Annotated in this window: 10 protein-coding genes; 5 read left to right on the top strand and 5 right to left on the bottom strand. The window is 46.1% G+C overall.

Annotation, left to right across the window (positions count from 1 at the left end):
- Positions 1-12 precede the first annotated feature (12 nt).
- Positions 13-909 (bottom strand): DNA-binding transcriptional regulator OxyR, encoded by an 897-nt coding sequence (gene oxyR, locus QTN95_RS12180; protein WP_331417656.1) that lies wholly within the window; start codon positions 907-909, stop codon positions 13-15.
- Between the two features lie 170 nt (positions 910-1,079).
- Here oxyR and QTN95_RS12175 point away from each other — a divergent pair, with 170 nt between their 5' ends.
- The 3 genes from QTN95_RS12175 to QTN95_RS12165 all read left to right on the top strand — a co-directional run bounded on the left by QTN95_RS12175 (position 1,080) and on the right by QTN95_RS12165 (position 3,819).
- On the top strand, positions 1,080-1,808 hold the full coding sequence (locus tag QTN95_RS12175; protein ID WP_269378362.1) for a redoxin family protein: 729 nt from the start codon (positions 1,080-1,082) through the stop codon (positions 1,806-1,808).
- A 182-nt stretch (positions 1,809-1,990) separates the two neighbouring features.
- Positions 1,991-3,448, top strand: coding sequence for a dihydrolipoyl dehydrogenase (locus QTN95_RS12170; protein WP_331417655.1), 1,458 nt, complete (start codon positions 1,991-1,993; stop codon positions 3,446-3,448).
- Positions 3,449-3,564: 116 nt separating this feature from the next.
- Positions 3,565-3,819, top strand: coding sequence for a DUF3624 domain-containing protein (locus tag QTN95_RS12165; RefSeq protein ID WP_331417654.1), 255 nt, complete (start codon positions 3,565-3,567; stop codon positions 3,817-3,819).
- Positions 3,820-4,024: 205 nt separating this feature from the next.
- Here QTN95_RS12165 and argH read toward each other — a convergent pair whose 3' ends face one another.
- The 4 genes from argH to argC form a co-directional block, all read right to left on the bottom strand.
- Positions 4,025-5,899 carry an argininosuccinate lyase gene (gene argH, locus QTN95_RS12160; protein WP_138971074.1) on the bottom strand — a complete coding sequence of 625 codons (1,875 nt, stop codon included), beginning with the start codon at positions 5,897-5,899 and terminating at the stop codon, positions 4,025-4,027.
- Between the two features lie 245 nt (positions 5,900-6,144).
- Entirely contained in the window at positions 6,145-7,359 is a 1,215-nt protein-coding gene (locus tag QTN95_RS12155) for an argininosuccinate synthase (protein ID WP_331417653.1), read from the bottom strand.
- 111 nt (positions 7,360-7,470) lie between these two features.
- Positions 7,471-8,265: an acetylglutamate kinase gene (gene argB / locus QTN95_RS12150; protein ID WP_331417652.1), complete on the bottom strand. Its 795-nt coding sequence runs from the start codon at positions 8,263-8,265 to the stop codon at positions 7,471-7,473.
- A gap of 37 nt (positions 8,266-8,302) precedes the next feature.
- On the bottom strand, positions 8,303-9,307 hold the full coding sequence (argC, locus tag QTN95_RS12145; RefSeq protein ID WP_331417691.1) for an N-acetyl-gamma-glutamyl-phosphate reductase: 1,005 nt from the start codon (positions 9,305-9,307) through the stop codon (positions 8,303-8,305).
- A gap of 153 nt (positions 9,308-9,460) precedes the next feature.
- Here argC and argE point away from each other — a divergent pair, with 153 nt between their 5' ends.
- Entirely contained in the window at positions 9,461-10,597 is a 1,137-nt protein-coding gene (gene argE, locus QTN95_RS12140) for an acetylornithine deacetylase (RefSeq protein ID WP_331417651.1), read from the top strand.
- A gap of 322 nt (positions 10,598-10,919) precedes the next feature.
- On the top strand, positions 10,920-13,553 hold the full coding sequence (gene ppc / locus QTN95_RS12135) for a phosphoenolpyruvate carboxylase (protein ID WP_331417650.1): 2,634 nt from the start codon (positions 10,920-10,922) through the stop codon (positions 13,551-13,553).
- Positions 13,554-13,747 lie beyond the last annotated feature (194 nt).

Here is a 13,747-nt window from a genome sequence, read left to right as displayed (position 1 = left end):
TATCTCAGTATTCTACGCCTGCGATTGCGCTAACTGATGTGCGATGGCTTCAGCAATCTGCTCGAAACGAGCTCTTAAGGGAGACCCTGGGCGGTAAGCCAACACGATACTACGTGAAGGCACAGGATTGATCGCCTTAACGTAGCAAACGCCATCCTTCTGCTTCTCTTTTGGCAATGACAGCTCAGGCAAGAGTGTAATTCCCGCGCCTGCGGCAACCATGTTTCTCAGAGTTTCCAAACTGGTTGCTTTAAAGCGCTCGTCATCTTTCGCACCTGCGGCAAAACAAAAGCCCAAAGCCTGATCACGTAGACAGTGGCCATCACCTAATGCCAGCACAGTTTTGCCATTGAGTTCCAACATATCAAGTTCATCAAGATCAGCCCATTCATGGCCACAAGGAACAGCGACACTCAGTGGCTCATTGTAGATCTCAATCTCCTTGAAAGGCGCCGTTTCTGTCACAGCCGCCAGAACAAGACAGTCAAGTTTGCCATCCTCTAGCTGGCGCACCAATTGATGCGTTTGAGCCTCATGGAGAAACAGTTCTAAATCCGGAAAACGCTCTTTTAGCATAGGGACGATTTTAGGCAGCAGATAAGGTCCGACTGTCGGAATAAAACCGATATGCATTGGCCCGACCATCTCACCAGCTTGACCACTGGCCATATCTCTAAAGGTTTTCACCTCTGCGAGAATTCGCTTTGCTTGGTCAACCAATTGCAACCCCGCGTCGGTAAACAGTACCCTGCGGCTGCTCCTTTCCAGTAGGGCCGCTCCTAATTCATCTTCTAGTTTGCGGATCTGACCACTCAACGTAGGTTGACTGACGAAACACGCCTCAGCAGCTTTACGAAAATGTTTGTGCTCAGCGAGCGCGACTAAATACTCAAAATCTCGAATATTCATAATTGGTTGTTTCTCCATCCTATTAGATAGAAATTATCTATCAAAACTATAGCATTAAACGATTAGAGCTATCAAAGGATTTTTTTAATAATAGCTTCATCGAAACGGAGCACAGTGAAAGCACTGATAAGACTTACCACCAAATTACATAAAATCAAAAGGAAACAAATATGTTTGCATCTAAAGAAGGTCAAAACGTACCACAAGTTACTTTCCCAACTCGTCAAGGTGATGCATGGGTTAACGTAACCACTGATGAGCTATTTAAAGGTAAGACTGTATTAGTATTCAGCCTACCTGGTGCGTTTACTCCGACTTGTTCATCAAGCCACCTACCTCGTTACAATGAGTTGTTCCCTGTATTCAAAGAGCATGGTGTTGATGAAATCCTATGTGTATCGGTCAATGACACATTCGTTATGAACGCGTGGAAACAGGATCAGGAAGCAGAAAATATTACCTTCATTCCTGACGGTAACGGTGAGTTCACAGACGGTATGGGTATGCTAGTTGACAAAAACGACCTTGGCTTCGGCAAACGTTCATGGCGCTACAGCATGCTGGTTAAAGATGGCGTAGTAGAAAAAATGTTCATCGAACCAAACGAACCAGGTGACCCGTTCAAAGTCTCTGACGCTGACACAATGCTTGCGTACATCGCTCCTGACTACAAAACACAAGAATCTATCACTGTGTTTACTAAACCAGGCTGCCCATTCTGTGCGAAAGCGAAACAAAACCTGATTGACCACGGTCTTCAGTATGAAGAAGTGGTTTTGGGTAAAGATGCGACAACAGTAAGTCTACGTGCAGTCACTGGCCGCTCTACAGTTCCTCAAGTTTTCATCGGTGGTAAACACATCGGTGGCAGCGAAGAGCTAGAAGCTTACCTAGGCTAATAAAACCCTCGGTCTCCCGTGCCACTGCGGTGCGGGGGACACCTAAATTCTACTCCTCCCCAGTCTTGATAAGTCGTTGTCTCAGGGCAGTCCCACGACTTATCCAGATTGATACAAACATAGATTCAAATCCTCAAGCTTTCTCACTCGGAAACGCTTGGAGTAAAAAGCGAGACCCAATTATGAAACAGTTAAATGTCGATGTTGCCGTTATTGGTGGTGGTACAGCAGGTTTAGGCGCATACCGCGCAGCAAAAGCACATACAAACAGCGTTGTGATGATTGAAGGCGGCCCATACGGCACCACTTGTGCTCGCGTAGGTTGTATGCCTTCGAAGCTATTGATTGCTGCGGCTGAAAGCGTTCACCAAATCGAAAAAGCACCAGGTTTTGGAGTTCATCCTCAAGGCGAAATCGTGATTAACGGCCGCGAAGTGATGGATCGTGTAAAACGTGAACGTGACCGTTTTGTAGGCTTTGTACTGGAAGGTGTCGATGAGATCCCAGCAGAAGACAAGATTGCTGGTTACGCAAAATTTATCGACAACAACACCTTGATCGTCGATGACCATACTCAGATCCACGCGAAACGTATTGTTATCGCGACGGGTTCACGTCCAGCATACCCTGCGGTTTGGAACGAACTCGGGGATCGTCTCATCATTAATGACGATGTGTTTGACTGGGATGATCTTCCTCAAGCTGTTGCTGTATTTGGCCCTGGTGTTATTGGTCTTGAACTTGGACAAGCGCTGCATCGTTTAGGTGTCAACGTGAAGCTGTTTGGTCTTGGTGGTCAAGTAGGCCCAATCACTGACCCTGAAGTCATGGCTTACGCAGATAAAGCCTTCAAGCAAGAGTTTTACTTGGATGCGGACGTTAAAATCGAAAGCATGAAGCGTATTGACGGCACAGACAAAGTTGAAATTCTCTTTATTAATCAAGATGGTGAATTGGAAAGCTTTATCGTTGACTATGTATTGGCAGCCACTGGACGTCGACCAAACGTTGATAAACTAGGCTTGGAGAATACCACTCTAGAGCTGGATGAGCGTGGCGTTCCAACCGCTGAATATTACACGCTGCAAACGTCAGTAGAGAGCATCTTTATTGCTGGAGATGCCAGCAACCAAATTCCATTGCTGCACGAAGCAGCAGATCAAGCGCGTATCGCAGGGGATAACGCAGGTCGTTTCCCAGATATTCGTGCAGGCCTGCGTCGTTCACCAATATCAGCCGTCTTCTCTGACCCACAAATCGCAATGGTTGGTGAGACCTATAAGCAGCTAACCACACGTTTAGGTAATTGTGGCTGTTTCGCGACGGGTGAAGTTTCATTTGAAAACCAAGGTCGATCTCGCGTTATGTTACGCAATAAAGGCATCCTTCACGTATACGGAGAACAGGGTACTGGTCGCTTCCTCGGTGCTGAGATGATGGGACCGAATGCAGAGCACCTAGCTCACCTGCTAGCCTGGGCACACCAGAATAAAATGACTGTGTCTGAGATGTTAGATATGCCTTTCTATCATCCGGTGATCGAAGAGGGTGTACGCACAGCCTTACGTGACCTAAACGCTAAACTACATCTAGGTCCAGAGATGATCAAACACTGTCTAGATTGCGGCCCAGGCTGCTAATCCAAAATCAAAAGCGAGCCTAAATGGCTCGCTTTTTTGTATCTGGTTGTGGAACAGCACGTTCTCTTTGGGTTAGGATATAAACCACTCAATAGGCTCACTAATAAGCCACCAGCATGACATGCCAGTATTGTAAAAACAGCCAATGGTTTTGGAAAAAACTTGGCCGCTGCCAAAGATGTATCGATCAACTCTCTGTGCTTTCTGTTTTATGTTGGATTGTATGGTGGTTTGCGTTTAAAGATAACCCGAAAACTATCGAATCGATCGCGCTTATTTTGGCTGGTTTTGCTTTCAACGGTCTACTCTTCCTGCACCTTTGGATGCGCTTTGTGATCCTTCCATGGCGAAAACGCAATGGCAAAGAGTAGCACCATAACAGCGAAGTGCTCGAGCCAATCAAATTTAGCGAGACGCTAAAAAAGAAAAAGCCCCAAAACCAATATCTGGTTTGGGGCCTTCTTAGATTCTTCTAAGAAAAAGCAGTGGTATTTTTATAGACTCTGCTTAATCTTATTTGTTCCAAAAAAGAACGATCTTTTTTGATCTTTTTTTGATACATTCAGATTCAATCACTTACGCGACGCTGACGCGTGCAATGGCTTGCTCAACCAAATTGACTTCAAGTGCCACTTCGTCACAAGCGTGTTGCCTTGGACATTGATCGCAATCTTTTAGTACCTTCTCAGGCAATAATGACTTCGATGTCGGCAAGAAGGCCTGCTTCATAAAGAACTCTGGTGTTCTCGTTAGAACAAACACTTTTTTGATTGCCATCAAACGGGCTTTTTCTACCAAATACTGAACAATCGCACTGCCTTGTCCCTGTTTTTGCCAGCCAGCTTCAACACCTAATGAGCGAATTTCAGCTAAACCCGAGTCATACACATAAAGGGATGCACAACCAGTCACTTCCCCATGATGTTCCGCGACAGCAAATGAGCCAATATCACGCACAAGTTCGCTACGTGAACGCGGTAAGTTTTCACCCATATTCGCCCAGTAAGCCACCATACCTTCCAATGCTTCAATATCCGTCAGACGTGCTGGTCTCACCTTCACTGCGGAGGTATCACGTTTAATCAAACGCCCTTCGGCCTGCTCAACCGCATAGGCAACCTGCTTAGGTGAAACCCCACCTAAAGCGCTGCGTTTTTCTAAGCACGACTCGATGGTCAGAATACTGTATACATCCTCTTCGATAACGTCTGAAAACTCTTTGAGCTCAGCGATAGAAAGCTCTTCTAGAGCACTGCCTTTAGCAATCGCACCCACGACAGCCACACCAACAATATGGTGAGCTTCACGGAATGGGATCCCTTTCGCGACCAAATAGTCAGCCAACTCAGTCGCATTCGCATAGCCTTGCTTGGCCGCTTCAAGCGTACGTTCTTTATTTACCTTGATGCCGTCAAAGCAGAGTGCAGCCATCTCCATACAATCGTTCCACGTATCGAGCGCATCGAACAAGCCTTCTTTGTCTTCCTGCATATCTTTGTTGTACGCAAGAGGCAGAGCTTTAACCGTCATCATCATGCCTGCCAATGAACCGTAAACACGACCGGTTTTGCCACGAATCAGTTCAAGAGCATCGGGGTTTTTCTTCTGTGGCATCAGTGATGAGCCAGAGGTGACGGTATCAGCCAATTCGATAAAGTTAGACTCACCCGAGTTGTAAAAGATCATATCTTCAGCAAGGCGAGACAAATGCAGCATCGAAATAGAGGCGACAGACATCAGCTCCATAACATGGTCACGATCGGAAACTGAATCAAGAGAGTTACGTGTTGCTCTGCGGAAACCCAGATTATGCGCTAACACTTCACGATCGATCGGATAAGCCGTGCCTGCTAGCGCACCTGAACCTAATGGACAGGTATCAAGACGGGTAATCGCATCATGTAAGCGCGAGTAGTCACGCTCGAACATTTCCACATACGCCAAACACCAATGAGCAAAGGTCACTGGCTGAGCACGTTGTAGATGGGTATAGCCAGGAAGAACCGTATCCTGATGCTGTTTCGCTACCGATACCATCTGAGCTTGAAGACGATCAAGCGCCATAAGTAACTGCTGCCCTTGTTGACGACACCATAGCTTTAAGTCGGTTGCGACCTGATCGTTACGCGAACGACCAGTGTGGAGCTTTTTACCTAAGTCTCCCACTTTGCCAATCAACTGCTGCTCAACCCAAGAGTGGATGTCTTCCGCATCTGAGCGCAAAATTTGGTGTGGGTCTTCCATCACCTCTAGCTTGAGTTCATTCAATGCCAGTTCGAGCTTCTGCTGCTCTTCTTCACTCAGCACGCCAACAGACATCAGAGCCTTAGACCAAGCGATTGACCCTACAATATCTTGTTCAGCTAGTCGGTAATCGAAGCGCAATGAGTCGTTAAAGTCTTTGAATCTCGTATCTGCCGCTTGGGTAAATCTTCCGCCCCATAATGCCATCGCGTTTCTCCTGATTACCTTGCTCACTATTTGTGCTAGTAGCTATATTGCTTAAAATGACTCTGAATCTGATTCAGTTTTTATGATGAATCAAAGTTACGGCAAAACCCAACAAAAATAAAGTATTAATTCATTATTTTTACATATTTATTCACGATAAAATCTATCACTCATCTGCGATGAACATATACGTAAAAAGCCCATTTGGATACCAAATGGGCTCTAACTGTTAATGCATATCTCAATTATTTTTTCTGGCTATTCAACGCACGAATACGGCTTGATAGCGAGTAGAGACGAATGAAGCCTTCCGCGTGGCTTTGATCGTACACTTCGTCTTCACCGAAGGTCGCAAACTTCTCACAATATAGGCTGTTGTCTGAACGCTTTTGAGTCACTGTCGCTTGACCTTTGTATAGTTTAACCACTACTTCACCGTTCACGTCCTGAGCCAGCTCTTCTGATGCAGCGAGAATCGATTTACATAGCGGTGTGAACCAACGGCCGTCGTACACTAGATGAGATGCTTTTAGGCCTAGCTCTTCACGGAACTCAAATGATGTTTTATCCAGCACCAGTTGCTCTACTGCACGTAGTGCTTCCATCATGATAGTGCCCCCTGGAGTTTCGTAACAACCACGTGACTTCATACCAACCAAACGGTTCTCGACGATATCAATACGCCCTACACCGTGTTTAGCACCTTTTTCATTTAGGTAAACCAGTGCGTTGTATGGCGTCATTGTTTCACCATCAACAGCAACCACTTCGCCTTTTTCAACTTTTAGCGTGACATATTCCGCTTCGTTTGGCGCTTGCTCTGGATCAACGGTCCAAACCCAGCAATCTTCATTCGGCGCATTCCAAGTCTCTTCAAGAACACCACCTTCGGTTGAGATATGCCATGCGTTTGCATCACGTGAATAAATTTTCGTTAATGATGCGGTACACGGAATATTACGCTCAGCGAGGTAGTCAAGACACTCTTCACGGCTAACAAGACCCCACTCACGCCAAGGTGCGATAACGTGCAAATCCGGGGCTAGAGCGGCGAATGCTCCTTCAAAACGAACTTGGTCATTACCTTTACCAGTACAACCGTGACACAGTGCATCCGCACCTACTTTACGTGCTACTTCTACCTGAGCCTTAGCAATGATCGGACGCGCCATTGAGGTTCCTAGTAAGTACTTACCTTCATAGTAAGCGCCCGTTTTAAGCGTTGGATAAATGTATTCCGCGACCATCTCTTCTTTTAGATCCGCGATATAACACTCAGATGCACCAGAAGCTTTTGCTTTTGCTTCGATACCTTCTAGTTCTTCTGCACCTTGGCCAACATCTGCGACAAATGCGATAACTTCACAGTCATAGTTCTCTTTTAGCCACGGAATAATGACTGAAGTATCCAGACCGCCAGAGTATGCGACAACAACTTTATTTACTTGAACTTTGCTCATCTTTCTTTTCTCCAAAATCCCGGCTCTGCGCTTGGCGGTCAGTGCTACGGGTTACATCCTGATTGTTTTTTTTGGCTGCACCGCTACATGCGTTGCAGCTAATTCATTGGTTTATTGCTTAGGTAAGAACTGAGTTCCGATGCTTTGTCCGGCAAACAGATCAACCAGCTTGTCTGGGTAACGCCAAGTCGCAACTTCAATTGGTCGACCTAAATCGTTCGCAGCTTCAAGTGCAGCGTTCACTTTGACGATCATACCGTCAGTGATCACATGCCCTTGAATTAAGCTCTGTGCTTGCTTTTCATCGAGGCTCTTGATCAAATGACCTTTTCCATCGAGAACACCACTCACGTCTGATAGCAGAACTAACTCAGCGTCGAGAGCACCTGCGACAGCAACTGCCGCTTGATCGGCATTCACATTCATCATCTGACCATTTGCTGTTAAGCCGATCGAGCTAATGATTGGCAAAGCGCCAGCGGCAAGAACAGCTTGAAGCACGGTTGAGTCGCCTGGGGTTGCTTTGCCAACCGCACCCAACTCAGGATCGAGCTCTTCAACATGGCATAGCCCGCCATCCGCAAGGCTTAGACCGACCGCATTCAGCCCATCTTTAATCGCCTGACCTTGTAGCATCTTGTTTGCCGTGCCTGCCAAAGCACCGGTAATCACTCCAATTTGATCGTAAGGAGTGACTCTTAGTCCGTCCTTTTTCACTGTTTTAAGTTGTAGGGCAGCCATTAGATCGTCCACCAGATAACCCCCTCCGTGGACGATCACAATTCGTCGCTGAGCCTGCTTTTGATAATTCGCAATTGCGCCAAATATCTGGCTAAGAGTCTCAGTACAAGACAGTGCAGCACCGCCTAATTTGATCACTAATGGAGTTGATTTGTTATCTGTCATTACTCGTCCCTTTACCTACTTGCTTAAGCGTATTTGCCTAAATAAGGGCAGTTAACTCTGGAAATCCGTAGTGGATGTTTAAACATTGCATCGCTTGACTTGATGCACCTTTTAGTAAGTTATCAATCGCAGAGACTACGATGATGTGCTCACCTTGAACCTTCCAGCCGATATCGCAGAAAGGTGTATTTTCTACATTTTGAATACTTGGTAGCACGTCAACGGTGAGACGCACTGCCGGCTTATTTTCATAAGCTGCATGAAATGCTTGAGCGACCTGCTGCTCTGTCACATTTTGAGCAAGTTTGAGCGTGATCGTGGCAAGTATCCCGCGTTTAAAGTTGCCAAGATGCGGTGTGAAAATCACCTCACGACCTAAGTGGCTAGCAATTTCTGGCTGATGACGATGATTAAATACACCGTAAGGCTGTAAGCTCACTTCGCAGTAGCTATTGGTCATGGTTGCCTTTCTACCCGCTCCAGAGACACCGCTAGTCGCATTGATCACTGGCCACTGACTCTCATCAACAAGACCCGCTTCCAATAACGGTTTAATTGCCAATTGAGACGCTGTTGGGTAACAACCAGGAACAGCGATAAGCTGACACTGCTTGATTCCGTCATCGTTCCATTCCGCTAAGCCATAAACCGAGTTATCTAGCCAAGATTCATGCTGATGCTCAAAACCGTAAAACTGGTTATAAAACCCTTCTTTCTTTACACGGAAAGCGCCAGACAAGTCGAAGACCTGACAGCCTTGAGCAAGAAAAAGAGGGGCTAGGTCGTGGCTGACTTCATGCGCGGTCGCTAAAAACACCACATCACTTTCAATTGCGACAGCTTCAACATCAGTAAGAGGAAGTACAGACTGACTAATAATCCCAGCTAACTTACCGTGTAATTGCGAGATGCATTTCCCCGCATCTAAGCTATTGGCGGAAACATACAAACCTGATAGCGTAAGTTCAGGGTGTTTGTGCACCATCAGAGCAAGCTCTGCTCCGGTATAACCGCTTGCGCCTATGATTGTGGTTTTAAGCATCTGAGACATCCAATTTGACCTAAAATCACCACTCAATGAGTGACTATAAATTTAATTAATCTCGCCTTTATTGGTTTTTTATTCAATAAAAGTGATTTAATATGTGTTTTACCTTCTTAACCGTACTCTGTCAACAGGGAATGTAAACTAAATATGAAATTACCAAGTTTTCTTGAGGTCTACAGCGGCCTGATTTCCACCTCTTCTATTAGCTCGACAGACCCAAGTTGGGATGAAGGCAACGCCAAAGTCATTGAAAAATTAGCAGGATGGCTAAAGGATGTCGGCTTCAGCGTCGAAGTCACAACCGTCGAAGAAGGGAAACTCAATCTAATTGCCAAGAAAGGCAGTGGAGAAGGTGGACTGCTACTCGCGGGTCACAGCGATACCGTGCCATTCGATCAAGGGCGATGGAATTTTGAACCTCACGCGTTAACTGAAGCAAACAATCGCTTCTATGGTTTAGGTACGGCAGATATGAAGGGCTTTTTCGCCTTTATTATAGAAGCCGTAAAAAAAGTCGATTGGAGTAAACAGACCAAGCCTCTTTATATACTGGCAACCTGTGATGAAGAGACAACCATGCTGGGTGCACGCCACTTTACTGAGAATGCACCGTTTAAACCGGACTACTGCATTATTGGTGAGCCAACCAGCTTAGTACCTATCCGAGGTCACAAAGGCCATGTCGCCAATGCCGTGCGAGTTACGGGGAAATCCGGGCACTCTTCAGATCCTTCATTAGGTGTGAATGCGATTGAGATCATGCATGAAGTTCTGTTTGTACTAATGCAGCTACGCGATAAATTGATCAAAGAGTACCACCATCCAGGTTTTGCTATCCCTAGTCCCACTCTTAACCTTGGTCATATTCATGGTGGCGACAGTGCGAACCGCATCTGTGGTTGTTGCGAACTACATTATGATGTACGTCCTTTACCGGGCATCAGTTTAGACGGTTTGGACAATATGTTGCGCGGCGCACTTAAAGAAGTTGAAGCTAAGTGGCCTGGCCGAATCAGCATTACTCCACTTCATGAACCCATTCCGGGTTATGAATGTCAGCATGACCACCCATTTATTGGTGGTGTGGAAGAGATCTGTGGGCTCGAATCTCAAACTGTCAACTACTGCACAGAAGCGCCTTTCCTGCAACAACTCTGCCCGACTCTCGTTCTAGGGCCGGGGTCAATCGATCAAGCGCACCAACCGGATGAATTCCTCGCGTTCGAGTTTATTGATCCAACGATCGATGTTTTGTCAAAAGCGATGCATAAGTATTGTTTTTAGAGGCAAAGAAGAAGCAATCGCTCTTGAATAATGGATGCGGATAAATTGAAGGGTTGGCGCGTTACGCCAACCCTTTTTGTTTGAGAACGCTTTGAACTGGATTATCGGCACGAAGTTTTCTAGCAATTCAAAGCAGAAAGTCCGTTTTTGTAATAAATTTTCAACATAATTAGTCAATCGCATGCATCTTGGGGCGTTACATTCATTTGCACAATATTTGCAAACTTAGCCTACAGTATTTGACTCGCAGCGATATTTTTCGCTAGATTGTCTACCTAACAAAGAAACATTGGATGTAATTTTTTTACAAGGCAGGAAGATAATGAACGAGAAATACTCTGCGCTCAGAAGCAATGTGAGCATGCTAGGACACTTGCTCGGCAACACCATCAAGGACGCACATGGTGACGTACTTCTAGAGAAAGTAGAAACCATTCGTAAACTTTCCAAGTCCGCCCTCGCAGGCAATCAGCAAGATAGAAAAAGCTTAATTGATGAAATAAAAAGCCTGCCAAATGATCAACTGACTCCAGTTGCTCATGCATTCAACCAATTTCTAAACCTAACTAACATGGCAGAGCAGTACCATACGATTTCACGTCACTGTGATGCTCATGTATGCGAACCAGACGCTATCAATACGCTTTTCTCAAAACTGGCTCAAAACGACATCAGTAAACTTGATACAGCCCAAGCTGTACGCGATCTAAACATTGAGTTGGTACTAACCGCGCATCCTACTGAAATCACTCGTCGAACCATGATTCACAAGCTGATTAAGATCAACAAGTGCCTTTCTAAACTTGAACTGAGTGATCTATCCGTTAAAGAGCGCCAAAAAACGGAACGTCGTCTTGAGCAGTTAATCGCACAAAGTTGGCACTCGGATACCATCCGTCAACAGCGCCCAACACCACTTGATGAGGCCAAATGGGGCTTTGCAGTGGTTGAAAACTCATTATGGGAAGCGGTACCTGATTTCTTAAGAGAACTAGACCAACGTTTGGAAGGCTATCTAGGCGAAGGGCTACCTATTGATGCGCGACCAGTGCACTTCTCATCATGGATGGGCGGTGACCGAGATGGTAACCCATTTGTCACCTATACCATTACTCGTGAAGTATTACTGCTCTCACGTTGGAAAGCGGCCGATCTCTATCTAGGCGATATCAACGAGCTGGTTAGCGAATTGTCGATGACCAAATGTAACGACGCGGTTCGTGCACTCGCGGGTGACGATGAACATGAACCTTACCGTGCTGTACTGAAGCAACTTCGAGAGCTGTTAAACGAAACCAAAGAGATTCTCGACGCCAAGATTCATGGTCAAAAACTGGCCGTCAAAGCGCCGCTGCAACGTGTCGAACAGTTGTGGGAACCTCTCTACGCCTGTTACCAATCCCTACACGAATGTGGCATGGGTATCATTGCTGACGGTTCATTACTCGATACCCTACGCCGAATCAAAGCTTTTGGTGTCCATCTAGTTCGTCTCGATATTCGTCAAGAAAGTACCCGTCATTCAGATGTATTGTCTGAGCTGACTCGCTACCTAGGTATTGGTGATTACAACCATTGGAGCGAGCAAGATAAGATTGCTTTTCTAACTAACGAGTTAGCCTCTAAACGTCCACTACTACCACGCGATTGGCAGCCATCTGAAGCCGTTCAAGAGGTTTTGGACACGTGTAATATCATCGCCCTTCAACCTCGTGAAGCTTTCGGTGCCTATGTCATTTCGATGGCTCGTACCGCTTCCGATGTACTCGCCGTTCACCTGTTGCTACAAGAATCGGGTTGTCCTTATCGTATGGACGTTTGTCCATTGTTTGAAACTTTAGACGACTTAAACAACGCAGAGTCTGTCATCAAACAATTGATGGGCATCGACCTATACCGTGGCTTTATTCAAAACCATCAAATGGTCATGATCGGTTATTCAGATTCGGCTAAAGACGCAGGCGTGATGTCTGCTGGCTGGGCTCAATACCATGCTATGGAATCTCTTGTAAAAGTGGCTGAAGATGAGGGCGTCGAACTGACCCTATTCCATGGCCGAGGCGGTACTATTGGTCGCGGTGGCGCACCAGCGCATGCAGCACTACTTTCTCAACCACCAAAGAGTCTAAAAGGCGGTCTGCGTGTGACAGAGCAAGGCGAAATGATTCGCTTCAAGCTTGGGCTTCCAGAAGTTGCTGTCAATAGCTTTAGCCTCTATGCAAGTGCAATCCTTGAGGCAAACCTACTACCACCACCAGAGCCAAAACAAGAATGGCGTGATTTGATGAACGTCTTGTCAGAGGTCAGCTGTGAAGCATACCGAAACATCGTTCGTGGCGAGCCAGATTTTGTGCCTTACTTCCGTCAAGCAACGCCAGAGTTGGAACTGGGTAAGCTACCGCTTGGTTCTCGACCAGCTAAACGTAATCCTAACGGTGGCGTAGAAAGCCTACGTGCGATTCCATGGATTTTCTCTTGGAGTCAAAACCGTCTTGTCCTTCCAGCATGGCTAGGTGCAGGTGAGGCAATTCAATACTCCGTAGACAAAGGACATCAAGCGCTATTAGAGGAAATGTGTCGCGAATGGCCATTCTTCTCTACACGTCTTGGTATGCTTGAGATGGTTTACACTAAGTGCAATATGGAAATTTCTCGTTACTATGATGAACGCTTGGTAGACCCTAAACTACTGCCACTGGGTGATCGTCTACGTGAACAACTGCAAAAAGATATCAAAGCAGTGCTTAATGTAGAGAACAACGAGAACCTGATGCAAAGTGACCCTTGGGGACAAGAGTCCATCCGCTTACGTAACATCTATGTTGAACCATTGAACATGCTGCAAGCAGAACTGCTTTACCGCACTCGTCAAGATCAAGAAGCCGCTCCAGAACTGGAAGAAGCGCTGATGGTTACGATAGCGGGTATTGCTGCGGGTATGCGAAACACGGGCTAACCCTCACAGTTAAAGGTTGGTGTCATCACACCAACCTTTTCTTTGATTTTCAGCCCTAAACCACCTACTTCAGTAGGTGGTTATCATTCAGTGAGGCTTTGCCTGTAGTTCTACCCATGTTAAATGCTCCCTTGATTTTTAGCGAAGTCAAAGAGGACAAATAACATGAGTAGATACAATCAAGCTTCCCACGT

It is taken from the genome of Vibrio sp. M260112, assembly GCF_036533775.1.
GTDB lineage: Bacteria > Pseudomonadota > Gammaproteobacteria > Enterobacterales > Vibrionaceae > Vibrio.
The sequence above is the reverse complement of the archived record's forward strand: the minus strand, read 5'-3'. Positions and strand labels throughout refer to the sequence as shown.